Annotated in this window: 16 protein-coding genes and 2 rRNA genes (1 of these 18 running past the window's edge); 10 read left to right on the top strand and 8 right to left on the bottom strand. The window is 66.8% G+C overall.

Translation table 11 applies throughout. The annotated features are described in order from the left end of the window. Both CKW06_RS23135 and rrf read left to right on the top strand, forming a co-directional pair. Window positions 1-850: ribosomal RNA gene (locus CKW06_RS23135) — 23S ribosomal RNA — on the top strand (it extends 2030 nt beyond the left edge of the window). A 127-nt stretch (window positions 851-977) separates the two neighbouring features. Continuing rightward, window positions 978-1092 (top strand): 5S ribosomal RNA (gene rrf / locus CKW06_RS23130). A 479-nt stretch (window positions 1093-1571) separates the two neighbouring features. Here the strand turns inward: rrf and CKW06_RS23125 are convergent. The 3 genes from CKW06_RS23125 to hemH all read right to left on the bottom strand — a co-directional run bounded on the left by CKW06_RS23125 (window position 1572) and on the right by hemH (window position 5781). Next, a complete protein-coding gene (locus CKW06_RS23125) occupies window positions 1572-3677 on the bottom strand; it encodes a methyl-accepting chemotaxis protein (RefSeq protein ID WP_024957772.1) in 2106 nt (701 codons plus the stop codon). A gap of 290 nt (window positions 3678-3967) precedes the next feature. Then, window positions 3968-4822, bottom strand: a complete 855-nt coding sequence (locus tag CKW06_RS23120; protein ID WP_024957773.1) for an alpha/beta fold hydrolase — start codon at window positions 4820-4822, stop codon at window positions 3968-3970. Then, window positions 4819-5781, bottom strand: coding sequence for a ferrochelatase (hemH, locus tag CKW06_RS23115; protein ID WP_012481653.1), 963 nt, complete (start codon window positions 5779-5781; stop codon window positions 4819-4821). The genes CKW06_RS23120 and hemH overlap by 4 nt, the downstream gene beginning before the upstream one ends. A 165-nt stretch (window positions 5782-5946) precedes the next feature. Here hemH and CKW06_RS23110 point away from each other — a divergent pair, with 165 nt between their 5' ends. The 4 genes from CKW06_RS23110 (at window position 5947) to tatC (ending at window position 8366) form a co-directional block, all read left to right on the top strand. Continuing rightward, window positions 5947-6840 carry a lipid-binding SYLF domain-containing protein gene (locus CKW06_RS23110; protein ID WP_024957775.1) on the top strand — a complete coding sequence of 298 codons (894 nt, stop codon included), beginning with the start codon at window positions 5947-5949 and terminating at the stop codon, window positions 6838-6840. 75 nt (window positions 6841-6915) lie between these two features. After that, a complete protein-coding gene (tatA, locus tag CKW06_RS23105) occupies window positions 6916-7143 on the top strand; it encodes a Sec-independent protein translocase subunit TatA (RefSeq protein WP_005420453.1) in 228 nt (75 codons plus the stop codon). A gap of 15 nt (window positions 7144-7158) precedes the next feature. Beyond that, window positions 7159-7620: a Sec-independent protein translocase protein TatB gene (gene tatB / locus CKW06_RS23100; RefSeq protein ID WP_024957776.1), complete on the top strand. Its 462-nt coding sequence runs from the start codon at window positions 7159-7161 to the stop codon at window positions 7618-7620. After that, window positions 7617-8366, top strand: a complete 750-nt coding sequence (gene tatC / locus CKW06_RS23095; RefSeq protein WP_005411675.1) for a twin-arginine translocase subunit TatC — start codon at window positions 7617-7619, stop codon at window positions 8364-8366. The genes tatB and tatC overlap by 4 nt, the downstream gene beginning before the upstream one ends. A 107-nt stretch (window positions 8367-8473) precedes the next feature. Here the strand turns inward: tatC and CKW06_RS23090 are convergent, their stop codons facing one another. Genes CKW06_RS23090 through CKW06_RS23080 form a run of 3 tightly spaced genes read right to left on the bottom strand, consistent with a single transcriptional unit; the run spans window position 8474 to window position 11989 of the window. Continuing rightward, window positions 8474-9385, bottom strand: a complete 912-nt coding sequence (locus CKW06_RS23090) for a BPSS1780 family membrane protein (protein ID WP_024957777.1) — start codon at window positions 9383-9385, stop codon at window positions 8474-8476. A 50-nt stretch (window positions 9386-9435) separates the two neighbouring features. Next, a complete protein-coding gene (locus CKW06_RS23085) occupies window positions 9436-10182 on the bottom strand; it encodes a glutamine amidotransferase (RefSeq protein ID WP_012481650.1) in 747 nt (248 codons plus the stop codon). Beyond that, the gene (locus CKW06_RS23080) at window positions 10154-11989 is read right to left on the bottom strand and encodes a GspE/PulE family protein (protein ID WP_024957778.1); all 1836 of its coding nucleotides are present in this window, start codon (window positions 11987-11989) and stop codon (window positions 10154-10156) included. Before CKW06_RS23080 ends, CKW06_RS23085 begins: the two co-directional genes overlap by 29 nt. An 83-nt stretch (window positions 11990-12072) precedes the next feature. Between CKW06_RS23080 and glyQ the strand changes: the two genes are divergently transcribed. The 4 genes from glyQ to CKW06_RS23060 all read left to right on the top strand — a co-directional run bounded on the left by glyQ (window position 12073) and on the right by CKW06_RS23060 (window position 21044). Then, window positions 12073-12984, top strand: coding sequence for a glycine--tRNA ligase subunit alpha (gene glyQ / locus CKW06_RS23075; protein WP_024957779.1), 912 nt, complete (start codon window positions 12073-12075; stop codon window positions 12982-12984). 77 nt (window positions 12985-13061) lie between these two features. Next, window positions 13062-15137, top strand: a complete 2076-nt coding sequence (gene glyS / locus CKW06_RS23070; RefSeq protein ID WP_024957780.1) for a glycine--tRNA ligase subunit beta — start codon at window positions 13062-13064, stop codon at window positions 15135-15137. Window positions 15138-15393: 256 nt separating this feature from the next. Then, window positions 15394-17190 (top strand): autotransporter assembly complex protein TamA, encoded by a 1797-nt coding sequence (locus CKW06_RS23065; protein ID WP_024957781.1) that lies wholly within the window; start codon window positions 15394-15396, stop codon window positions 17188-17190. Further along, entirely contained in the window at window positions 17187-21044 is a 3858-nt protein-coding gene (locus tag CKW06_RS23060; protein WP_024957782.1) for a translocation/assembly module TamB domain-containing protein, read from the top strand. The genes CKW06_RS23065 and CKW06_RS23060 overlap by 4 nt, the downstream gene beginning before the upstream one ends. A gap of 19 nt (window positions 21045-21063) precedes the next feature. Here CKW06_RS23060 and CKW06_RS23055 read toward each other — a convergent pair whose 3' ends face one another. Next, window positions 21064-22677: a J domain-containing protein gene (locus CKW06_RS23055; RefSeq protein WP_024957783.1), complete on the bottom strand. Its 1614-nt coding sequence runs from the start codon at window positions 22675-22677 to the stop codon at window positions 21064-21066. After that, window positions 22674-24362 carry a molecular chaperone HscC gene (locus CKW06_RS23050; protein ID WP_024957784.1) on the bottom strand — a complete coding sequence of 563 codons (1689 nt, stop codon included), beginning with the start codon at window positions 24360-24362 and terminating at the stop codon, window positions 22674-22676. Before CKW06_RS23050 ends, CKW06_RS23055 begins: the two co-directional genes overlap by 4 nt. Window positions 24363-24475: the final 113 nt, after the last annotated feature.

Genomic DNA, 24475 nt, shown 5'->3' with positions numbered 1-24475 from the left:
GACGGAAAGACCCCGTGAACCTTTACTATAGCTTTACACTGAACGTTGAGTTCGTCTGTGTAGGATAGGTGGGAGGCTATGAAACCATGGCGCTAGCTGTGGTGGAGCCATCCTTGAAATACCACCCTGTCGTGCTTGACGTTCTAACCTGGGCCCATTATCTGGGTCGGGGACCGTGTATGGTGGGTAGTTTGACTGGGGCGGTCTCCTCCTAAAGAGTAACGGAGGAGCTCGAAGGTACGCTCAGCGCGGTCGGACATCGCGCACTGTGTGCAAAGGCATAAGCGTGCTTGACTGCAAGATCGACGGATCAAGCAGGTAGGAAACTAGGACTTAGTGATCCGGTGGTTCTGTATGGAAGGGCCATCGCTCAACGGATAAAAGGTACTCCGGGGATAACAGGCTGATACCGCCCAAGAGTTCATATCGACGGCGGTGTTTGGCACCTCGATGTCGGCTCATCACATCCTGGGGCTGTAGTCGGTCCCAAGGGTATGGCTGTTCGCCATTTAAAGTGGTACGCGAGCTGGGTTCAGAACGTCGTGAGACAGTTCGGTCCCTATCTGCCATGGGCGTTGGAGATTTGAGAGGGGCTGCTCCTAGTACGAGAGGACCGGAGTGGACGAACCTCTGGTGTTCCGGTTGTCACGCCAGTGGCATTGCCGGGTAGCTATGTTCGGAAGCGATAACCGCTGAAAGCATCTAAGCGGGAAGCGCGCCTCAAGATGAGATCTCCCGGGGCACAAGCCCGCTGAAGGAACCATGTAGACTACGTGGTTGATAGGTCAGGTGTGTAAGTACAGCAATGTATTGAGCTAACTGATACTAATGATCCGTGCGGCTTGACCATATAACCTCAAGTTGCCTTGGCTTTACGACAGCGTCGTAAGAGCATCCAAGTGCACGCTACGTCACAAGAACTATGAGAGGCAGGCGCCTTATCCAGCTGTATCGGATGGCGACGCTCCAACCGCCTCCCTGGTGAAATTAGCGCTGTGGAACCACCCGATCCCATCCCGAACTCGGAAGTGAAACGCAGCTGCGCCGATGGTAGTGTGGCTCAAGCCATGCGAGAGTAGGTCATCGCCAGGGTTTACACCCAAAACCCCGCTGCTAACGCAGCGGGGTTTTTCTTTGTGCGCAGTAAATGCGGGTAGTGCCGGCCGCTGGCCGGCACCCGATGGCATTACATCACCCGGTAGATCCACGCCATGTGTGGATGCCCTCTGCGAGGAGCCAAGGCGCCAACCAAGGTTGGCCGCTACCAACAGCAGGCCCGCACAGCAATCGATTGCCGGCCAGCAGCCGGCAACTTTGTGCGCGGTAAACACCGGGTAGTGCCGGCCGCTGGCCGGCAACCCGATGGCATTACATCGCCCGGTAGATCCACGCCATGCGTGGATACCCCCTGCGAGGAGCAGCGGTGCCAACCAAGGTTGGCCGCTACCAACAGCAGGCCCACACAGCAATCGGTTGCCGGCCAGCGGCCGGCACTACCAGGGGCAGGTCACGCATAAAAAGACGGCGCCCTGCGGGCGCCGTCCTGATCAAACTCGAATGGAAGGCCAGGGTCAGGCGACCCGCGAGACCTCGAGCGGTTCCTGCTGGCGGAATACCGAGACTGCTTCGGTCAATGTGCCGGCCTGGTTCTGCAGCTCGCGTGCGGCAGCGGTGGCTTCTTCCACCAGCGCCGCATTCTGCTGCGTGGCCTGATCCATCTGCACCACGGTCTGGTTGATCTGCTCGATACCGATCGACTGCTCCTGCGACGCCGCGGAAATCTCGCGCATCAGGTGGCTGACATCCTCCACGCCGCCGACAATTCCCTGCATGCGCTGGCCGGCATCGGCCACCAGCTGGGCACCTTCGCCCACCTGCCGGCCCGCTTCGTCGATCAGCTTCCTGATCTCCTGTGCGGCCGCCGCCGAACGCTGCGCCAGCACGCGCACCTCGCTGGCCACCACGGCAAAGCCTCGGCCCTGCTCGCCGGCGCGTGCCGCCTCCACCGCTGCGTTCAACGCCAGGATATTGGTCTGGAAGGCAATGCCGTCGATGACGCCGGTGATGTCGCCAATCCGCTTCGAGGCACCTTCGATGGCCTGCATGGTATCCACCACCCGCTGCATGGCCGTGTTGCCGTCACTGGCAGCGTTCTGCGTGGAGGCGGCCAACGCACTGGCCTCACGCGCATGGGCGGCGTTCTGGCGCACGGTGGCGGTCAGTTCCTCCATCGATGCTGCGGTCTCCTGCAGGTGCGCTGCCTGGCGCTCGCTGCGCTCGGACAACGCGCCGTTGCCGGCGGCAATCTCGCTGGCGGCGGTACTGATCGACGCCGCGCATTCCTGGATGCGGCCGACCATGCGTGCCAACTGCCCGGCCGTGGCATTGGCATCGCGCTGGATGGCAGCGAAGGCGCCGTGATACTCGCCGTGCATGCGCCGATCCAGATCGCCGTTGGCCAGTGCCGAGAGCATCTGCCGTACTTCGTTGACGGTGCTGCCGAGCGTATCGAGCAGCTGGTTGATGCCACCGGTCAGGCCATCGAGGAAGCTGGCGCCTTCAGTGGCCTGCAGGCGCTGGTCGAGGTCACCGGCCGCTGCCGCTGCGACGATGCCGGCTACGGCATTCTCCAGCGCGAGCTCATGCGTGCGGTCATGCCATTCCACGGCGAAGCCCAGGCGCACGCCCTGCGCGTCGAACACCGGTGTGACCACCTGCGCGAAGTGCACCGGGCCGATCTGCACCTTGCCGTTGTGCGCTACCTGCAGGCCGTTGAGGATCGCGCGGATGCGGTCCGGGTTGGCGTGGAAACGATGGATGCTGCTGCCGACCAGGCGCTCGGCGTCGAAATCGGGGAAGGCCTGTCGCAACGTCGCCTGCTGGTTGCGCAGCAGTGCCACCACCGAGCGGTTCACGTAGCGGATCACATGGTCGTTGTCGGCGATCATCATCGCGGTGCGCGAGGCATCGAGGGCCTGGCGGATCTGCGCGTTCTCGGCATGTGACGCGGCTTCGCGCCCACGCTGGGCCTGCACGTGGCGTGCAGTGTCGGCCAGGGCGTGGGCCAGTGAACCCGGCGCATAGGCGCCGGTATCGGCATGCGCGCCAAGATCGGCACCGGTGGCGATATCGCGTGCGAGCGCGGCAAGCCGACGCGGGCCGTGGCCAAGGGCCTCGGTCTGCTGCCGAAGGCGCAGTGCGACCTGGCCGAGGAACAGGGTCAGGCCCGCGAGCATGCCGGCCTGCAGCAGCGTCGGCCACAGCGCGGCACCGCCCTGTAGCGGTGCCAGCAGGGCGAGCGTACCGACGCCACCGGCCAGCCACACCGGAAGGCGATCGCGATGGCCCAGCAGCACGCCCAGCAGCAGGGCAATCGGCAATGCCGGCGACAGGCTGATGATCGCGCACAACACGGCCAGCTGCAGCGACAACAGCAACGCCAGACCGTTGCGGGCGATGGCCCGGCCCGCCTGGGCCCCGCCCAACCACGCGGCTGGCAGCACGGCGACGGCCGCCAACGCGGCGGCCTGCACCTGCGGGCCGCGCAGGGCCAGCGCCAGGCCAGCCAAGGCCAGTACCGCGCTGCCGATCAGCAGGCGGCGGTCAGCGCGGTGCGCGAGCTGCTGCAGGTGCGGCAGGCGGGCGGTATCGGGGGGACGGGAGGATGCAACGGACATCGGCGACTCCTGGATCAGCAGACGACAACGGCCACGCCGCGGCGCACGCAGGAGTGCGTGACCAGGGCGCGAGCCGGGAATTCGGGGAATGCGACGCGATCAGCGACGCGGAGACGGGACACCGCGGCCACATCCTGTGGGTGACGGTGCAATGGAGCAGGCATGCGGACTTCCTTGCAGAATCAGACACACGCCGCAGGCCCGACCGGACCTGCGTGCTGCGGACGCAGGGGCCCGCAACTGATGTATCGGCCGCAGACGCGCAGAGTGAAGCGCGCGGATACCTTTGCTCAGCCCGCGTTGTCGTTGCTGAAGAAGCGCAGGATCACGCCTGCGATCTGTTCCGGATCTTCCATGTGCAGGTGATGGTTGCCGGGAAACACCGCCAACCGCCCATCGCGCAGGTGCTGCAGGCGATCGCTGCGCATCGGCTCGGGGTAGTAGGACTGCGCTGGCGTGGCATAGATCACCTGCGTCGGGCAGGCTATGGCCTGCAGCAGGTTGTCGATCTGGCCTTCGCTGAGACGGATCGCAGTGGGCAGCATCAGGCGCGGATCGCTGCACCAGCGGTAGCCACCCTCGACCGGTTCCACGCCGCGCTCGACCAGCAGCCGTGCACAGTGCTCGCTGAGCTGGTTGGTCATCATCCGTGCGCGGATCGGCGCGGCGAGGTCGGGGAACACGCGCAGCTGCTTGCGTGCCAGTGCGCGCGTGGCATTCACATGCTCGCGCAGGCGGTTGGCGGTTTCTTCCTCGGGGCCGCGCAGGCCGCCGAGCGCTTCGATCGCCACCAGGCGCTCGACGCGATCACTGACCGAGGCGGTGAGGCTGGCGATGCCGGCACCCATCGAATGGCCGAGCAGGTTGAAGCGGTCCCAGCCCAGTGCATCGGCGACGTCGAGCACGTGGCAGATCGCGGCGGCCGTGGTGTAGCTGGCACCGGCCGGCAGATGCGCGCTGTGGCCATGACCGGGCAGGTCGATGGTAACCAGCTGCAGCGACGACAGATGCGGCGCCAGCGGCACGAAGCTGGCCGCGTTGTCGAGCCAGCCGTGCAGGGCCAGCACGCGCGGGCCATCGCCGTGGTTGCGCAGGCCGGCGACGCGCGCGCCACCGACCTCCAGTTCAAACGGTTGCAGACTCATGCCAGCGAGGCCACGGCCAGCCGCGCAAGCGCGCGTGCGTGCTCCGGTTCGGCGTTGAGGCAGGGGATGTAGCGCATCGTCGCACCGCGCTCGGCCAGTGTTTCGGTGAACCCCAGCGCGACTTCCTCCAGCGTCTCCAGGCAGTCGGTGGCGAAGCCGGGGCACACCACGTCGATCTGCTTCACGCCGGATTCGGCCAGCGCCCACAGGCTGGGCTCGGCATACGGCTGCAGCCAGCGCTCGCGGCCGAAACGCGACTGGTAACCCATCTGCCACTCGTCCCTGCCCAGTTCCAGCGCCTTGGCGATGGCCTGTGCGCTGGCCTCGCAGCGCTGCGGATACGGATCGCCGGCATCGGCCAGGCGCTGCGGGATGCCGTGGAAGGAGAACATCAGCATCTGGCCGCGACCGTGCTGTTCCCAGTAGCGACGGATCGAGCCGGCCACGGCCTCGACCCAGCCCGGATCGACCGAATAGTCGCGCACCAGGCTGACGGTCACGCCAGGATTGCGGCGCTGCCAGGCATCGACGCGGTCTTCAACCGAGGCAGTGGTGGTGGTGGAGTACTGCGGATACAGCGGCAGCACCACGATGCGGCGCGCACCGTCGGCTGCCAGGCGGTCGAGCTCGCTGGCCAGCGCCGGTTCGCCGTAACGCATCGCATGGCGCACTGTCAGCGTCGGCAACAGGGCCTGCATGGCCTGCGCCAGCTGGCGCGTATGCACCATCAGCGGTGAGCCGTCGGGCAGCCAGACCTGGGCGTACTTGGCCGCCGAACGACTGCTGCGCAGGGGCAGGATCAGTCCGCGCAGCAGCGGCTGCCACAGCAGTGGCGGGATCGCGACCACGCGGCGGTCGGACAGGAATTCAGCCAGGTAACGGCGTACGGCGGGGGCCGTCGGCGTCTCGGGCGTGCCTAGGTTGACCGCCAGCACGGCGGTATCGGGTGCGTCGAGCATGGGCGGTATTGTCGCCGATCCGGTGTCGCGCCGGGATGCAGGGTTCGGATTGCAGGCATAGCGCGCATCAATGTGAGCAGGGAACGCTCATTGGGGATTCATGACAACGCTACTAATTTCAGTCACTTGCTATATCTTCCTATGGACTGACTTCTGGAGCCTGCCATGCGTCGCCCGATCCAAGCCCTGCTGATCGCCGCCAGCCTGCTGTCCAGCCAGGCCATGGCCGGGCCGCAGGAAGACCAGCGTGCGCGCAATGCCGTGCGCGTGCTGGCTGAAATCCAGGAAATCCCTGAACAGGGCATTCCGGATAAATTGCTGGACGAAGGCCGCGCGGTCATCGTCATTCCCGACACGATCAAGGCCGGTCTGGTCATTGGCGGTCGTCGTGGCCACGGCCTGATGTCGGTGCGCATGCCCAACGGCGCCTGGTCCAACCCGGTGTTCGTGAAGCTCACCGGCGGCAGCATCGGCTTCCAGGCCGGCGTGCAGTCCTCCGATGTGGTGCTGGTGTTCCGCAACGACCGCAGCCTGGACAACCTGGTCAACGGCAAGTTCACGCTGGGTGCCGACGCTGGCGTCGCCGCCGGTCCGGTGGGCCGCAACGCCGCCGCGGCCACCGACGGCCAGCTGAAGGCCGAGATCTGGTCCTGGTCGCGCGCCCGCGGCCTGTTTGCCGGCGTCGCGCTGGATGGCGCGGTGCTGCAGATCGACGATGCCGCCAATCTGGACGCCTACGGCAGCAACACCACGCCGCGGATGATCTTCGAAGGCCGCGCCGCCGGTTCGCCGTCGATGGATGTGGTCGCCTTCCGCGATCGCCTGGAAGAGGCCACCTACGCGGCGCGCAACAACCGCAGCGGCAACGGCGGCAGCGCGCCGCGCCCGGCTGCCGCCCCGGCAGCTGCTCCGGCGCCTGTTCAGGCAGCACCGGCTGCGCCGGCTGAGGCCACCACCGCGCCGCTGCAGAACGTGCCGCAGAACCCGCCGCCGCAGCAGCAGGGCTTCCAGCCGGTGAATGACGGCGAGATCCGTACGGAAACGCTGGGCGGAAACTGACTTTCGTCACGCGCGCCGGCTGACAGCCGGTGCGCTATGCTCGACAGCCTGATCACTAACGTAACGAGCGTCTTTATGGGCAGTTTCAGCATCTGGCATTGGTTGGTCGTGCTGGCCATCGTCCTGCTGGTGTTCGGCACCAAGCGCCTGACCAGCGGCGCCAAGGACCTCGGTTCGGCGGTCAAGGAATTCAAGAAGGGCATGCGCGACGAGGACAAGCCGAACGCGCAGCTGGGCGATGAGTCGCGCAGCCAGGACGCGTCGCGCACCGCGCAGGACGAGCACGACCGTAACGCTCGCTGATCCGGAGCGGTTGCGGTGTTCGATATCGGCTTCAGCGAACTGCTGGTGATTGCAGTGGTCGCCCTGGTGGTGCTCGGTCCCGAGCGCCTGCCCAAGGCGGCCCGCTTCGCCGGCCTGTGGGTGCGTCGCGCCCGCAATCAATGGGATTCGGTGAAACAGGAACTGGAGCGCGAACTGCAGGCCGAGGACATCAAGCGGCAGATGCAGGATGTGCGCCAGGGCATGCAGGACACCGAGAACCAGCTGCGCGCCAGCGGTGAAGCGATCCGTCGCGAAGCCCAGCAGGCGCAGCAGCAGGGCGATGACCTGGTGCAGCAAGTCCGTGCACCGGCGCCCGCGGATCTGCCGCCGCACATGAGCGCCGCGCCCGATGCCGTTGAACCAGCGCAGGACGGTGGTGCCGCCGAGCCGGTTTCGGCCGCGCCCGCTGAAGCTGGTACGCCGCCGCCGGCGCAGAGCACGGAGCGCCAGCCATGAGTGAACAGGATTTCGGCGAGAGCTCGCTGGTAGAGCACCTGGTGGAACTGCGCGGCCGGCTTGTGCGCGCATTGCTGGGCCTGGGCGTGGTGCTGCTGGCGTTGTTGCCGTTCACCCAGAAGCTCTACAACGCGCTGGCCGAACCGCTGGTCTCGCAGCTGCCGAACGGGCAGACGATGATCGCCACCAACCCGGCCGGTGCCTTCTTCGCACCGCTGAAGCTGACCTTCTTCGTCGCGTTGTTCGTGGCGGTACCGTGGCTGCTGTACCAGCTGTGGGCGTTCGTCGCGCCCGGTCTGTATGCACGCGAGAAGCGCCTGGCGGTGCCGCTGCTGGTGTCATCGGTGCTGCTGTTCTACACCGGTTGCGCCTTTGCGTATTTCCTGGTGCTGCCGGCGGTGTTCCACTTCCTCACCACCTTCAGCCCGGACGTGATCGCAATCACACCGGATGCGAATGCCTATCTGGACTTCGTGCTGGCGATCTTCTTCGCCTTTGGTGGCAGTTTCGAACTGCCGGTGGCGATGGTGATCCTGGTGCTGCTGGGCTGGGTGACGCCGCAGCAGTTCAAGGAAGGCCGCGGCTACGCGATCGTCGGCATCTTCGTGCTGGCGGCGGTGCTGACCCCGCCGGACGTGGTGTCGCAGCTGATGCTGGCGATTCCGATGTGCCTGCTGTACGAGCTGGGCATCCACGCCGCACGCTGGCTGGTGCCGTCGTCGGTAGTGAAGAAGCCCGCCGCCTGAAAGACAAAAAGGGGACGGAGGGGATTATGTCGTTAAAGGCAAAAACGACTTAATCCCCTCCGTCCCCTTTTCTATCCACGCATGGCGTGGATCTACCTGCGTTCTGGTCAGGCGTGGAACACGTCGCTGGAGGTCGGCGTGGTCGGGATCGGCGGCGCCGCGCGGCTGCCGCGGTGCACGAACATCTGTTTCCACGCGGCGTAGACCGCGCCGACATACAGCGGCATCAGCACCGTGGTCAGTACCAGCTGGGCGATGAAGGCGGCGGCCAGCGGGCCGCCGATCAGCATCGCGATCTGGATCACGATCACGAACAGGATGTACATGCAGAACGCGGCGATCAGGCCGAGTACGGCGAACACGAACATCGCGCCGATGTTCTCGATGCAGCCCTGCAGGCTCAGGCGCAGCGCATGCATGCCGCTCTGCTTGTCGAACACCACCAGCGCCGGCTGGGTGAACATTGCCAGCGACAGCGCGACCGCACTCAGGAACACCAGCAGCATCCACAGCGCGATGCGCTTGGCCGGCAGGTTGGCGACCAGCGCGGCCGCGTCATCCGGCTTGATCTGCTGGCCACTGCGGCTGATCTCTTCCATCTTGGTCATGACCTCGCTGAAGGCGGTGAAGCCCTCGCGGCCGATCATCAGGAACAGCAGCGCGCCCAGCAGCAGCACCGCCAGCACCTGGATCGCCAGCGGCACCAGCAGGTGGCTGACGCGGTGGTCGCGGATCGGCTGCAGCAGGTGCGAGGCCAGGCCCGGGCGGCCTTCATCGATCTCGCCCACGGCATACAGCATGCCGCCGAACATGATCGGCGAAATGGCCAGCGTCATAAGCTGCACGGCCATGCCGGCAGCGCCGGGAATCAGCGTCGACAACAGCGTGACCACCCAGCTCACCAGCAGCCAGGTCAGGCCGATCCGGGCCAGCTGCAGCGGCGCACGCCGGTACAGCGAGAACGTATCCAGCAACCACTGGGCGCCCGCCGAAGCCGGCAGCTTGCGAATCTCTTTCATGGACATCCGGGAAGGACAGGAGGGGGCCGGGCGGCTGCCCGTGCCGCCAATTATCCCTGTTTTGCCACCGGCTGGGCTGAAGACAGCCGTGCCTGGCGGACGAAGCGGCGCAACAGCTGGCGGGCCAGCGGCGCGGCACTGACCGCGCGCTCGATGCTGCGGGCGCAGCCGCCGTGGCGGCCGATGCAGTCGGCGCGGGCACGCACGTAGCCACGCATGTGGTGGGTGGCGAACTCCGGATGGAACTGCACGCCCCAGGCCTGGCGGCCCCAGCGGAAGGCATGGCAGCCATCCAGCGGTGAACGGGCCAGCACCTCGGCACCATCGGGCGCGCGCAGCACGGTCTGCAGATGGGTGGCATGGGCGGCAAAGTGCTGCGGCAGGCCCTGGAACAGCGGGTCCTGCGCGGCCTGCGGCTGCAGTTCCAGTTCGATCGTGCCGGACTCGCGGCCGGCCGGGTTGTAGGCCACCTCGCCACCCAGCGCATGTGCCAGCAGCTGATGGCCGTAGCAGATGCCGAATACCGGCAGGTCGTCGTGGGCGGTCTGGCGCAGCCACGCGGCGCTGCGCTCGCTCCAGTCGGCATGGTCGGTGACGAAGGCGGCCGAGCCGGTCACCAGCACGCCGGCGAAGGCATGAGGGTCGGGCAGGGCGCCACCGTGCTCGACATCGACCACCACCGTCTCGTGTTCTTCCAGCCCGGCGGCGACGCGGATCCAGTGCGGAAAGCGCCCGTAGCGGCGCAATGACGGCACCGGTCGGCCGGTTTCAAGGATCAGGAACGGGGCTGGGTTCATCCGGGGGCGGCAGCACTGACAGGACTTCCTCGATTGTAGTCAGCCCCTGCGCCACCTTTTCAAGCCCGGCCTGGCGCAGGGTTCGCAGCCCTTCAGCCCGCGCGGCACGGGTGAAACCGGCCAGGTCCATGTCGGCGCGGATCTGCCCGCGCAGCCGCGAACCCAATGGCAGCAACTCATACAGGCCGATGCGGCCGAGGAATCCGGTGCGCCGGCATTCCAGGCAACCGACCGGCCGACAGGGCGTGGCGGCATCTGGATATGCAGCATGGCTATCAGCCAGCACCGCCCAATCGGCCGCGCCGAGGCTGTGCGGCTGCTTGCAGTGCGGGCACAGCGTGCGCACCAGGCGCTGGGCGAGGATGCCGTTGAGGGTGCTGGCCAGCAGGTAATGCGGCACGCCCAGGTCGAGCAGGCGGGTGACCGCCGAGGGCGCGTCGTTGGTATGCAGGGTGGACAGCACCAGGTGGCCGGTCAGCGAGGCCTGCACCGCCATCTGTGCGGTCTCCAGGTCGCGGATCTCGCCGATCATGATGATGTCCGGGTCCTGCCGCAGCAGGGTGCGCACGCCGCTGGCGAAGTCCAGGTCGATGTTGGCCTGCACCTGCATCTGGTTGAACTCGGGCGCGATCATCTCGATCGGATCCTCCACCGTGCACACGTTCACGTCCGGCGTGGCCAGCCGCTTCAGCGTGGAATACAGGGTGGTGGTCTTGCCCGAGCCGGTCGGGCCGGTGACCAGCACGATGCCGTGCGGGCGCTCGACCAGCGCATTCCAGCCGGCGGCCTCCTGCGGGCTGAAACCGAGCTGGTCGATGCTCTTGAACGCGGCATCCGGGTCGAAGATGCGCATCACGCACTTCTCGCCGAAGGCGGTGGGCATGGTCGACAGGCGCATCTCGACCTCGCGGCCACCCGGCGAGCGGGTCTTGATGCGGCCATCCTGCGGGCGCCGGCGCTCGGCCAGGTCCATGCGGCCCAGCACCTTGATGCGGCTGACCACCGCGGTCATCACCGCCGGCGGTACTTCGAACACCTTGTGCAGCACGCCGTCGATGCGGAAGCGCATGCGCCCCATCTCGCGGCGCGGCTCCAGGTGGATGTCCGAGGCGCGCTGTTCGTAGGCGTACTGCAGCAGCCAGTCGACGATGTGCACGATGTGCTGGTCGTCGGCATTGACGTCGCCGGTGCGGCCCAGCTCCACCAGCTGCTCGAAGCTGGGCAGGGTGGTGCTGGCCTCGCCGCGCACATCGCCACGGGCACCGCGCACCGAGCGGGTCACCCCGTAGAACTCCATGGTGTAGCGGTGGAGGTCCAGCGGATTGACCACCGCCAGCTCGATGCGGCGGCGGGTCAGGTGCTGCAGGTCACGACGCCATTCCTGCACCAGCGGCTCGCTGGTGGCTACCAGCACGCGCTCGGCATCCACTGCCAATGGCAGGAAGCGGTGGCGGCGGGCGTAGGCATGCGACACCAGCGCGGTGACCGCGGCGACGTCCACCCGGGTCGGGTCGATGCGCAGGTAGCGGCTGCCGGTGCGCTGCGCCAGCCACTCGGTCAGGCGTTCCAGGGTCAGTTCGCCGCCGCCGATGGCGGCCAGCTTGAGGTTGGACAGCAGTACCAGCGGATGCACTTCACTGGCGTTGCGCGCGCCCTGTGCGGAAAACCGCATGCGCTCGCGGTCCTGCTCGGCCACCAGTCCATCGGCGGCCAGGGCCGCGGCAATCTGCTCGAAATGCAGCCGTCCCCAGGGCAGCGGGACGCCGCCCGCCTCGCCGGGCGTGCCTGCCGGCAGCCGATGTTCCATCTGCCTGCTCCTCCCGGGTACGGAATGCCCCGCAGGTCGGCCGTTATACTAGCGCACCCCCTTGCCGGCCAAGACTCGTACGCATGTCCGCGACCCCGACCGTTCCGATCACCTTCCAGGGCCTGATCCAGACCCTGAACCAGTTCTGGGCCCAGCAGGGCTGCGTGCTCATCCAGCCGCTCGACCTGGAGGTGGGCGCCGGTACCTTCCACCCGGCCACCTTCCTGCGTGCGATCGGTCCGGAAGGCTGGAACGCGGCCTACGTGCAGCCCTCGCGCCGCCCGACCGACGGCCGCTACGGCGAGAACCCGAACCGCCTGCAGCGCTACTACCAGTACCAGGTGGCGATGAAGCCGGCGCCGGACAACATCCAGCAGCTGTACCTGGATTCGCTGAAGGCGCTGGGCATCGACCCGCTGGTGCACGACCTGCGCTTCGTCGAGGACAACTGGGAATCGCCGACGCTGGGTGCCTGGGGCCTGGGCTGGGAAGTCTGGCTCAACGGCATGGAGGTGACCCAGTTCACCTACTTCCAGCAGGCCGGTGGCCTGGAGTGCCGCCCGGTGCTGGGCGAGATCACCTACGGTCTCGAGCGCCTGTGCATGTACCTGCAGAACTGCGACAACGTCTACGACCTGGTCTGGACCTACGGCCCGGACGGCCAGCCGGTGACCTACGGCGACGTCTACCACCAGAACGAGGTGGAGCAGAGCACCTACAACTTCGAATACGCCGACGTGGAAGAGCTGTTCCACCGCTTCGATGCCTGCGAGCGTGAAGCGCAGAAGCTGGTGGAAGTGAACCTGCCGCTGCCGGCCTACGAGCAGGTGATGAAGGCCAGCCATACCTTCAACCTGCTCGATGCACGCCGTGCGATCAGCGTGACCGAGCGCCAGCGCTACATCCTGCGCGTGCGCGCGCTGGCCCAGGCGGTGGCCAGGGCGTACTACGAGCAGCGCGAGAAGCTGGGCTTCCCGGGCGCGAAGAAGGCCTGACGGCCGCTCCCTCCCTCTCTCAACTTCCGGGGCGCCGGACGCGTCGCGCGCTGCGCCCCCACCACAGGATCGAACCGATGAGCCAACTGTCCCCCCTGCTGATTGAACTGGGCACCGAGGAGCTGCCGGTCAAGGCGCTGCCGGGCCTGGCCCAGGCGTTCTTCGACGGTGTCGTCGAAGGCCTGCGCAAGCGCGGCGTCGCGCTGGAACTGGGCGATGCACGCCCGCTGTCGACCCCGCGCCGACTGGCCGTGCTGCTGCCGGGCGTCGGCCTGGAACAGCCGGAACAGCACAGCGAAGTGCTGGGCCCGTACCTGAACATCGCGCTGGATGCCGAAGGCCAGCCGACCAAGGCCCTGCAGGGCTTCGCCGCCAAGGCCGGGATCGACTGGACCGCGCTGGAGAAGACCACCGACAACAAGGGTGAGCGCTTCGTGCACCGCGCGGTGACCCCGGGCGCGAGCACCGCCAGCCTGCTGCCGGAGATCCTGCGCGAGGCGATCGCGGCGATGCCGATTCCCAAGCCGATGCGCTGGGGCGACCACGCCTGGGGCTTCGCCCGCCCGGCGCACTGGCTGGTGCTGCTGCACGGCGCCAACGTGGTCGAGGCCGAACTGTTCGGCCTGCAGGCCGGCCGCGTCAGCCGTGGCCATCGCTTCCACCATGACCAGGCGGTGTCGCTGGCGCAGCCGCAGGACTACGTTGAAGCGCTGCGCGCCGCGTTCGTGCTGGTCGACCCGAGCGAGCGCCGCGCGCGCATCGTCGCCGAGGTCGAGGCCGCTGCGGCCAAGGCCGGTGGCAGCGCCCGCATCACCGACGACAACCTGGAGCAGGTGGTGAACCTGGTCGAATGGCCGTCGGCGGTGCTGTGCAGCTTCGAGCGCGCGTTCCTGGCGGTGCCGCAGGAAGCGCTGATCGAGACGATGGAGATCAACCAGAAGTTCTTCCCGGTGCTGGATGCCGCAGGCACGCTGACCGAGAAGTTCATTGGCATCGCCAACATCGAATCGAAGAACGTGGCCGAAGTGGCCAAGGGCTACGAGCGGGTGATCCGTCCGCGTTTCGCCGATGCCAAGTTCTTCTTCGACGAGGACCTGAAGCAGGGCCTGGTGTCGATGGGTGAGGGGCTGAAGACGGTGACCTACCAGGCCAAGCTGGGCAGCGTGGCCGACAAGGTGGCGCGCGTGGCTGCATTGGCCGAAGTGATCGCACCCCAGGTCGGTGCCGATGCCGCGCAGGCCAGGCGGGCTGCCGAACTGGCCAAGAACGACCTGCAGTCGCGCATGGTCAACGAGTTCCCGGAGCTGCAGGGCATCGCCGGCCGCCACTACGCCGTGGCCGGTGGCGAATCGGCCGAGGTGGCGCTGGCCATCGACGAGGCCTACCAGCCGCGCTTCGGTGGTGATGACATCGCGCTGTCGCCGCTGGGCAAGGTCCTGGCCATTGCCGAACGCGTGGACACCCTGGCCGGCGGCTTCGCCGCAGGCCTGAAGCCGACCGGCAACAAGGACCCGTTCGCGCTGCGCCGCAATGCGCTGGGCCTGGCACGCACGATCATCGAAAGCGGCTTCGAGCTGGACCTGCGCGCGCTGCTGGCCAGCGCCAACGCCGGCCTGGCCGCACGCAACGTGCAGGCCGACGTTGGCGAGCTGTACGACTTCATCCTCGACCGCCTGAAGGGTTACTACGGCGACAAGAACGTGCCAGCCACGCACTTCAATGCGGTGGCCGAACTGAAGCCTGTCTCGCTGTATGACTTCGACCGCCGCCTGGACGCGATCGGCACCTTCGCCGCGCTGCCGGAAGCCGAGGCGCTGGCTGCGGCCAACAAGCGCATCCGCAACATCCTCCGCAAGGCTGAAGGCGACATTCCGGCCCAGATCGACCCGGCGCTGCTGCAGGAAGACGCCGAGCGCGCGCTGGCTGAAGCGGTCACTGCGGCCATCGACGACACCGGCACCAGCCTGCACCAGAAGGACTATGTGGCCGTGCTGGCACGCCTGGCGCGCCTGCGTCCGCAGGTCGACGCGTTCTTCGATGGCGTGATGGTCAATGCGGAAGATCCGGCGCTGCGTGGCAACCGCCTGGCGCTGCTGACGATGCTGGGCGAGCGCTTGGGCAAGGTGGCAGCGATCGAGCATCTGTCGAGCTGATGCCCGTATCGGTAGTGCCGGCCGCTGGCCGGCATTGCCACCGCGCATCGCATCGACCTGTGGATTGCCGGCCAGCGGCCGGCACTACCGGATCGCCGTCGGTGGATGTCCATCGGGATCATTGCCGGCATCGCGCAGGATGCCGGCATCCTCGCCTGCGATCACGAGGATCGCCACAAAGGCGCGTATTTTGACCGCCACTTAACAACCGATCCCGAATGACGTGATGCATTTCGCATCGTCACCTTCGGTCGGTATGCTGTGCCGCATGCAGCCAAAGAAATACGCCCTGCCGCTGATGGTCCTGTCGCTGGCCGCCACCTCCGTGGCCCACGCGCGCGGCACCATCGACAAGGTGGACATCAAGGGATTGGACAAGGGCGACGACGCCGCGATCATCGAGAACATCCAGGAATCGCTGTCGCTGTACGACACGATCGGCAAGGAACAGGGCGAATCGCGCCTGGAGTACCTGCTGTCACAGGCCGAGCGGCAGACCCGCCAGGCACTGGAACCCTTCGGGTACTACAACCCGGTGATCAAGGTCGAGGCGCCGCGCGAGGACGAGCATGTGCGGGTGCTGATCCATGTCGACAAGGGCACCCCGGTGACCGTGCGCCGTGAGCACATCGACATCACCGGGCCGGCGATGTATGACCAGTACCTGCAGGACGACCTGGCCGCATTCAAGCCCCGCAAGGGCCAGCGCTTCGAGCACACGCAGTACGAAGCCAGCAAGATCACCATCACCCGTCGCCTGGCCGAGCGTGGCTACTTCGATGCCGACTACACCCAGCGCCAGGTGCAGATCACCCGCGCCGACAACGCGGCCGACATCGACCTGACCTGGGACAGCGGCCGCCGCTACAACATGGGGCCGGTGCGTTTCGAGCAGGATTACTTCGTCGACAAGCTGTTCGACCCGCTGGTGTACTGGGAACAGGGCAGCTACTTCCACGAGGGCAAGCTGGACCGGCTGCGCGAGTCGCTGACCAAGCTGGACTACTTCAGCGTGATCGACATCCAGCCACGGCCCGACCAGGCCGATGCCAACGGCGAAGTGCCGGTGGATGTGAAGCTGACCCGCGCCAAGCGCACCATTTATACCGCGGGTCTGAGCTACGGCAGCGAGAGTGGCCCGGGTGTGCGCGGCGGCATCGAGCGGCGGTTCCTGAACAACCGCGGCCACAAGATGAACACGCAGCTGGACTATGCGCAGAAGCGCAAGAGCCTGGTGACCAGCTACCGCATCCCCGCCTTCAACTGGCTTGACGGCTGGTACACCTTCGCCGCCAGTGCGTATGACGAGCAGACCGATTACATCGACCTGCGCAACTTCAAGCTGATCGCCAGCCGCAGCGGCGAGATCAACGAGCACTGGACCGCGATCGCCTCGATCAACGCACTGCGCGAGCGTTGGCGCTATGCCTCCGGCACTGAATTCACCGATGCCGTCTACAACACCTCGACGCTGGTGTACCCGCAGATGGTTGCCGACTACGTCAACGTCGACGACGAGATGTTCCCGCGCAAGGGCATCAGCGGTACTGCGACGATGCGTGCCGGCGTTGAAGGTGCCGGCTCGGACACCAGCTTCGTGCAGGCCAACGCCGTGCTGCGCTGGTACATCCCGGTGGGCGAAAGCAACCGCCTGATCCTGCGCGGCGAGGGTGGCACCACCTGGACCAGTGACCTGGTGGCGATGCCGCCGAGCCTGCGCTACTTCGCCGGTGGCGACCGCAGCATCCGCGGCTATGCCTACCGCGAGGTGGGCCCGCGGACCCCGGCACCGGACAAGTACGCGCTGGGCGCCAAGAACCTGGTGATCGGCTCGGCCGAGTATGAGCACTACTTCAATGGTGGCCCCTGGGGTGCGGCGGTGTTCGTCGATACCGGCAGCGCCTTCGACAACACCATTGATCTGCACACCGGCGTCGGCTTCGGCGTGCGCTGGAAATCGCCGGTGGGCCCGGTGCGCGTGGATATCGCGCATGGCCTGAACAACCCGGATTCGCAGTTCCAGCTTTACCTCAACATCGGAGCGGACCTGTGAGCACGCCCGCACCCACCCCGAACACGCCGCCGCCGCGCGTGCGTTTCTACCGCCGCCGCCGCTTCTGGGCGTGGTCCGGCGTGGGCGTGATCGGCCTGGTGCTGCTGGCGTTGCTGGCGGTGTACTGGCTGCTGCAGACCGTGGCCGGCCGCGATGTGCTGTTGGCACAGGTGGTGGCGCGGCTGCCGGTGGGCGCCAGCTTCACCTGGGACAAGGTGGACGGCCCGGTGGCCGGTCCGCTGACCCTGTACAACGTCGACTTCCGCTACGACGACATCCATTTCCACGCCGAGCGCGCGCACCTGGAGCCGGACCTGCGTCCGCTGCTGGGCCGCAAGCTGCTGCTGGACAAGCTGGAGCTGACCAACGCCACGCTGAACCTGGCCAAGAGTGACGAGCCGTTCAAGCTGCCGTCGTGGCCCGATTCGCTGCCGCAGATCGAAATGCCGCTGGCGATCCAGGCCGATGCCATTGCCATCGACGGCTTCCGCATCAGCCAGGCCAACGAGCCGGTGATCGACATCAGCCGTGTGCGGGGTGGCATCGAGATCGCCAACGGCGAGTTCCAGGCGCACAAACTGGTCGTGGACAGCGACATGGGCAATTTCACCGCCCAGGGCCGCTACATCCCGGCCAAGGACTACGACACCGACGTGACCGTCACCGCAGTGTTGCCGGCCCCGCGTGGCCGTACCGCAGCGACGGTGGGGCTGGTGGCACGCGGTGACCTGGCGCACATGGAAGTGGCCGTAGCCGGGCGCGCGCCGAAGCCGCTGCACGCGATGCTGGTGTTCGATGGCCGCACCGATCCGAGCTGGAGCGCCAGCATCCGCAGCGACGAACTGGATCTGGCGCTGCTGTCGCCGGCACTGGCCAGCTCGGCGATCGCACCACTCGCACTGGACTTCACCGCGGCTGGCAAGGGCGGCAACGCCAACCTGCGTGGCAAGGTGAAGCAGGGTGATCAGGAGCTGGAGCTGGCACCGTCGGTGGTGTCGCTGCAGGACCAGGTGCTGAAGGTGTCGCCCCTGCTGGTGAAAGGGCTTGGCGGTGAGGCACGGCTGGAAGGCACCGCCGACTTCAGCCAGGAAGACCAGCAGAAACTCAATTTCTCGGTGGTCGCCCATGACCTGACCTACGTGCCGGCGCCCGATCCGAACACGGCCGGCAGCGCACCGGTGCCGGTCACCCTGAAGGAAGCGCGCTTCGGCCTGGCCGGTACCTTGAAGGCGTGGGCCGCGATCGGCCGTGCCGATGTCGAACGCGAAAAGCAGAAGGCACAACTGCAGTTCGACGTACGCGGCAATGACCAGGCCGCGTCGATCCACCAGCTGCAGGCGCAGACGCCGGGTGGGCAGCTGCAGGTGGAAGGCCAGGTGGCGTGGGCACCGCAGCTGGACTGGGATGCCAAGGCCACGCTGAAGGACTTCGACCCCGGCTATTTCGTGCCGGGCTGGAACGGCCGCCTGTCCGGCAACCTGGCCTCCAAGGGCCGCCAGCTGCCGCCGCCGGCAAACGCGCCGCCGGGCACGGCCGGCACGCTGGAAGCCACGGTCGACCTGCCGTCGCTGAAGGGCATACTGCGCCAGCGCAATCTCGACGCACAGGGCAAGTTCGCGCTGCAGGGCGCGCAGGGCCAGGGCGATCTGAAGCTGTCGCTGGGCAGCAGCCGGGTGACCGCGTCGGGCAAGGTGGGTGATCGCCTCGACATCGACGCGCGTTTCGAACCGCTGCAGCTGAGCGATCTGCTGCCCGGCGCCGATGGCGGCCTGCGTGGACAGGTACAGGTGAAGGGCCCGCGCGATGCGCCGGACATCACTGCCGACCTGGTCGGCAACAACCTCCACTGGGACGGCTACGGCGCCGAGAGCGTGAGCATCAAGGGCCACCTGCCATGGCGCGGCGACAGCGGCACGCTGGCGGTGCAGGGCCAGCAGGTCAACGCCGGCATGCTGCTGGAACGCTTGAACGTGGATGCGCAGGGCAGTGTCTCCAACCTGCGCCTGGCCGCGCAGACCCGCAACGAGATGGGCGCGATCGAGCTGCAGGGCAGCGTCCGCCAGCAGGGCGCGCAGTGGCGCGGCGAACTGGCGTCGCTGCGTATCGCACCGGTGAAGGGCGATGCCTGGTCGTTGCGTGCACCGGCGGCGTTCGCGATCAACGGCAGCACCTACACCCTGTCCGAAGCCTGCCTGGCCGCTGCCAGCAGCGGCGCGCTGTGCGCACAGGCCAACTGGCCGCGTGAGGGCCTGGTGGTGCGCAGTGATGCGCTGCCGCTGGCGCTGGTGCAGCCGTGGCTGCCGCCGCAGTCCGGCCGCCGCATCTACCTGCGTGGCGATGTCAGCCTGGACGCGCAGATCCGCCCGCGCGGCAATGCCTGGGAAGGCCATGTAGAGGTGCGCTCGAAGGAAGGCGGCGTGCGCCTGGGCGAGAACCGCAACACCGTGGGGGATACCACCCGCGGCGAGCTGGTGCGTTATGACCAGTTCTCGCTCAAGCTCGACATGACCCCGGCCAGCATCAAGGGCTACCTGGGCATGGGCTTCCAGGGCAACGGCTTCGTCGATGCCAGGATGCAGACCGGCTGGGAGGCCAGTGCGCCGCTGAACGGCGAGCTCTACCTCAACATGTCGCGACTTTACTGGCTGGAGCTGTTCTCGCCGGACATCGTGCGCCCGACCGGCCTGATCGAGGGCCACGTCAGCCTGCGCGGTACGCGCGGCCAGCCATCGCTGGGCGGTGACGCCCAGCTGAGCAACTTCAAGGGCGAATTCCCCGCGCTGGGCCTGACCTTCGACCAGGGCAAGGGCAGCTTCGTGGCCCAGCCCGACGGTTCGGCAAAGATCACCGCGCAGGCCAACTCGGGCCAGGGCACGCTGTACGTGGATGGTGGCCTGTCGTGGTTTGGTGATGCACAACCGCTGCAGCTGAAGATCCACGGCGAGAACGTGCTGCTGTCCAACACCAGCGAGCTGCGCATCGTCGCCAACCCCAACCTCGACTTCACGTTGGCCAAGGCAGCGATGGAGCTGCGTGGCACCGTGCACGTGCCCGAGGCCGAGATCGACCTGGAGCGCCTGGACCGCGGCACCTCGGTGTCCGAAGACGTGGTGGTGCTCGACCCGGCCGATCCGGAAGAGTCGCGCACCTCGCCGCTGGACATGGACCTGACCGTCAGCCTCGGTGACAAGGTGAAGATGACCGGCTTCGGCCTGAAGGGCGCACTGACCGGCAAGATGCAGGTCTGGGCCAAGCCTGGCCGCGAAATGACCGCCAATGGTGGCCTGGAAGTGAGTGGTCGCTACAAGGCGTATGGGCAGGACCTGACCATCACCCGTGGCAACCTCACCTGGAACTACAACGCGGTGTCCGACCCGCGCATCAACATCCGTGCCGAGCGCCGGATCGGTGATGTCACCGCCGGCATCGACGTGACCGGGCGTGCGCAGCAGCCGCGCGCGGACGTGTGGTCCGAGCCGGCGATGTCGCAGTCCGAGGCACTGGCCTACCTGGTGCTGGGCCGCAGCCTGACCGGTGCCAGCAGCGACCAGGCCCAGCAGGTCAACGCGGCCTCGGCGGCGCTCTCGGCTGGCAGCGACCTGCTGGCGTCGCAGCTGGGCGCCAAGCTGGGCCTGGACGATGCCGGCGTGAGCCAGTCGCGCGCGCTGGGCGGCTCGGTGATCGGTGTTGGCAAGTACATCTCGCCCAAGCTGTACGTCGGCTACGGCGTGTCGCTGGTCGGTGCCGGTTCGGTGATCACGCTGAAGTACCTGCTGCGTCGCGGCTTCGACGTGGAAGTGGAGTCGAGCACGGTGGAAAACCGTGGGTCGATCAACTGGCGGCGGGAGAAATAACCCGCCGCACATGGATGCATCATTGCGGCGATCTGCGCCGCAGCACCTGGGTGCGGGCCCAATAGCCCAGCACGATCACCAGCCCCAACCAGGGAAAAATCAGGCCGGGAATCATGCTGACGCGGTCCAGGGCGCCATGGTCGGCCATACCGAGCCGCTGGCGCTGCGTGGTGGTACCGATGAATGCCACCAACCAGAGCGCGAACACCAGTCCACGAGCCAACAGGATCCCAGACATATCCGGGAACGACTCATGCTGGAACAGCAGCAGAAGGCCGGCACCGACAACGACAGTAACTGGAAGCGAGGCGACCTGCCGCCAGCTTCCAGCCGCAACCGGGTTCACCTGCCAGCTGATCAGCATCCGTAATCCGCAGATCAGGTACCAGCCGAATGGAATCAGCAGCGTGCCGATCGCGAGGCTGAGCGCGGCCTTCGCACCGCCGGTCATGCCGCCCTCGGTGGAGGCCAGTGGCCAGCTGTTGATCACGCCGACCAGGCAGATCGTGCCGCACAGCAGGCCGGCCAACCAGGCCCGAAGGGCGGCCACCTGCGAACGCAGAGGATCCTGACGGCTGCCGAAGCGACTCCAGAACGCCACCTGCGTGGCGGACAGGCCTGGCGGCAGCTCACGATCGGGCCAGTAACGCAGTGCCGCCAACGTCAGCACCGTGACGTCGGGCCGCGACCACGGCAGCGACTCCAGCAGGTTGCGCCAGCGGCTGCGCGGGCGGCGCAACCGGTCCAGTACCGGGCGCATATCCGGGCGCACGATGGAGGTGTCCAGCCGCGAAACATGCCACGCCAGGCGCTGCCGGCCCGCATCCGTGAGCATCCAGGCCTGATCGTAGCGACGCACGATCCGCTGCAGATCCTCGGCATCGAGTCCGTTGCCGATATCATCCCAGCCGAAGCTGCTGGCCACGTGCTCGACCACCTCCCGCGGCAGAGGCGGGGACGCCTCGCGCAGTTGCTCCAGCAGGGACGCCGCGATGAGCGGCTTGTCATGCAGGGACCATAGCTCGGGTTGAGCCTGCAGCCAGGTTTCCAGCGCGGGCACGGTCGTGTCATCGTCGCTGCCCCGGGCAGCTGCAGCCAGTCGGATCAGGATGGCCGCGACCATCTGATCCACTGAACGCAGTGGCGATCGCTCGCCGTCGCCAGCAGGGGCGAGCGTGGGCTGCGGTGCCAGGGCGTGCGCCGTTGGTAACGCGTCAGGCCCGTGCGGATCGCTCTGCGACGGCTCTACCACCTTGTCCAACCCGGTGTCGGCTGGCGGCATCGGTGTGGTCTGCACGATCCGGACAGGGTCATGGCCGTATGGCCCGCGTTCCTGCTCCAGCTGGCGATCCAGCGCGATCGCTGCGTGTATCGCATCGATATGTGCACGCGACGCCGGTTCCAGCGATGGATCCTGCATCGGCGGCAAGGCGTGCTTGTCCTGATCGATGTCGAGGGGCTGAGCGCGTTGTTTCACCCATGACAACGCAGACTGGTAAGCCTCATGCAGGTGCTGGAACGCAACCGGATCATCGTCAGGCCGGGTTACCCGCAACAGCCTGGCGTAGGCTCGCTTGATCGCCCGCTCGTCAGCATCCTCGTCCAGTTCGAGGACGTCCAGCCCCCGCCTCATGCATCGATCTCCAGCGAATCCATGGCGTGGGTCAATTCCTCGCGGTGGCGTTCGATACGGGCCAGGTCCTGGCTCTCCAGCGCAGCATGGAACTGCGACAGCCATCTCTGCAGGGTATCGCGCTGGTCGAGGCACTCTTCGTAAAGCCGACCCAGTCGGGCCACTACGGCCAGGTTCGGTTGATCGTCGCGCGGATGCACTTTCAATGACTGCAGTGCCGCGAGCCGCTGCTGGATCTCGTCCGGTGACAGCAAGCCGGGGTTCTGTTCCAGGATCAGCTCATGCCGGGTCCCGCTGGCATGTTCGGTCACCTCCACCTGCAGCAATCCGTTGACGTCGTAGGTGAAGCGGGCAGTCACGCTTTTTGCCTGGGCCGGGCCCTTTCCCTTCAACGGAATGCGGATTTCACCCAGTTTGATGTTGCGGTCCACGGTGGGGCTTTCGCCCTGGTAGATGTCCAGTACCAGCTGTGTCTGTGCATCGTTGATTGGGCAGAAATCGTCCTCGCGGCTGACCGGCACCACGCTGTTGCGCTGGATGATCGGATGGAAGTAGCCGCCGCGCTCCTGGCCGGATGCATCGCGACGGCACACCTGTATGCCCAACGTATAGGGGCAGACATCGGTCAGCACGGTTTCGCGCAGTGACTGGTCGCGCGCTTTAAGGCCGGCCGCCACGGCCGCGCCCATGGCGATGGCCTGGTCCGGGTTGACATGCCGCAATGGCAGGCGACCGAACATGCGGGTCACCAGCCGGCTGATCATCGGCATGCGGACGGCACCGCCCACCAGCACGATGTCGTCCAGCGCCTCCGGCTTCAGGCGGGCATCACGGATGGCCCGTTCGATGGGCGCACGCATGCGCTGCAGCAGGGGGTCGCACAACTGCGCGTAGCGTGCCTCATCCAGCTGCCAGTCCAATTCGCGGCCTTCCAGGTTGAACTGCAGGTGGCCGCTGCCCTGTTGGCTCAGTTCGCGCTTGAACAGTTCCAGCCGGCGCAGCAGCTGTGCACGTTCGCCCGGGGCGATCATGGCCGCCCGCAGGCCCTGTTCGGCCAGCAACGCCTGCTCGAGCACCCGCAGGAAGTCTTCCCCGCCAAGGAAGTTGTCGCCGGCGCTGGCATGGACTTCCACCACACCTTCGAACAGCTCCAGGATGGAGACATCGAAGGTGCCACCGCCAAGGTCCAGTACCAGCACCCGAGCTTCCTCCTCGCGCTGCTGCAGGCCATAGGACAGCGCGGCGGCGGTGGGTTCGTTGATCAGGCGCTCGACCCGGATGCCAGCCAGTTCGCCGGCGGCGCGGGTGGCCTTGCGCTGGGCGTCGGAAAAATACGCAGGCACGCTGATGACCGCTTCTTCCACTTTCTGCCCGAGCACGGCTTCCGCATCGGCCAGCAATGAACGCAGCACCAGCGCCGAAAGCTCCTCGGGACGGAATACGCGATCGCCCAGCCGGGTTTCACGGTTGCTGCCCATCCAGCGTTTGAAATGGGCCACGCTCTGATCAGGATGGCTGATCAGGCGATCGCGAGCGGGAGCACCCACCAGCACGATGTCGCCGTCGAGACTGACTACCGACGGGGTCAACAGCTCGCCATGGGCATTGGGGAACAGGCGCGGTCCATCCGACGAATGCACACCGATGAGCGAGTGCGTCGTGCCCAGGTCGATTCCAACAATCATCTGCTGACGTCCGTTGTGCAGGGAACCGCGATTGTAGGAGTGGCCCCGACCCCCTGACCATCGGGCGTTGCCCGACAGCGCCCCACGGGCTATGGTCCCGGGCTGTTCTGTCG

The sequence above is a fragment of the Stenotrophomonas maltophilia genome (assembly GCF_900186865.1).
GTDB classification, from domain to species: Bacteria; Pseudomonadota; Gammaproteobacteria; order Xanthomonadales; family Xanthomonadaceae; genus Stenotrophomonas; species Stenotrophomonas maltophilia.
The sequence above is the reverse complement of the archived record's forward strand: the minus strand, read 5'-3'. Positions and strand labels throughout refer to the sequence as shown.

Bases quoted from the DNA above. Each gene is read 5' to 3' on its own strand.
- CKW06_RS23125 (WP_024957772.1), bottom strand. From the start codon at position 3,677: ATGTCCGTTGCATCCTCCCGTCCCCCCGATACCGCCCGCCTGCCGCAC.
- CKW06_RS23120 (WP_024957773.1), bottom strand. From the start codon at position 4,822: ATGAGTCTGCAACCGTTTGAACTGGAGGTCGGTGGCGCGCGCGTCGCC.
- hemH (WP_012481653.1), bottom strand. From the start codon at position 5,781: ATGCTCGACGCACCCGATACCGCCGTGCTGGCGGTCAACCTAGGCACG.
- CKW06_RS23110 (WP_024957775.1), top strand. From the start codon at position 5,947: ATGCGTCGCCCGATCCAAGCCCTGCTGATCGCCGCCAGCCTGCTGTCC.
- tatA (WP_005420453.1), top strand. From the start codon at position 6,916: ATGGGCAGTTTCAGCATCTGGCATTGGTTGGTCGTGCTGGCCATCGTC.
- tatC (WP_005411675.1), top strand. From the start codon at position 7,617: ATGAGTGAACAGGATTTCGGCGAGAGCTCGCTGGTAGAGCACCTGGTG.
- CKW06_RS23090 (WP_024957777.1), bottom strand. From the start codon at position 9,385: ATGAAAGAGATTCGCAAGCTGCCGGCTTCGGCGGGCGCCCAGTGGTTG.
- CKW06_RS23085 (WP_012481650.1), bottom strand. From the start codon at position 10,182: ATGAACCCAGCCCCGTTCCTGATCCTTGAAACCGGCCGACCGGTGCCG.
- CKW06_RS23080 (WP_024957778.1), bottom strand. From the start codon at position 11,989: ATGGAACATCGGCTGCCGGCAGGCACGCCCGGCGAGGCGGGCGGCGTC.
- glyQ (WP_024957779.1), top strand. From the start codon at position 12,073: ATGTCCGCGACCCCGACCGTTCCGATCACCTTCCAGGGCCTGATCCAG.
- glyS (WP_024957780.1), top strand. From the start codon at position 13,062: ATGAGCCAACTGTCCCCCCTGCTGATTGAACTGGGCACCGAGGAGCTG.
- CKW06_RS23065 (WP_024957781.1), top strand. From the start codon at position 15,394: ATGCTGTGCCGCATGCAGCCAAAGAAATACGCCCTGCCGCTGATGGTC.
- CKW06_RS23055 (WP_024957783.1), bottom strand. From the start codon at position 22,677: ATGAGGCGGGGGCTGGACGTCCTCGAACTGGACGAGGATGCTGACGAG.
- CKW06_RS23050 (WP_024957784.1), bottom strand. From the start codon at position 24,362: ATGATTGTTGGAATCGACCTGGGCACGACGCACTCGCTCATCGGTGTG.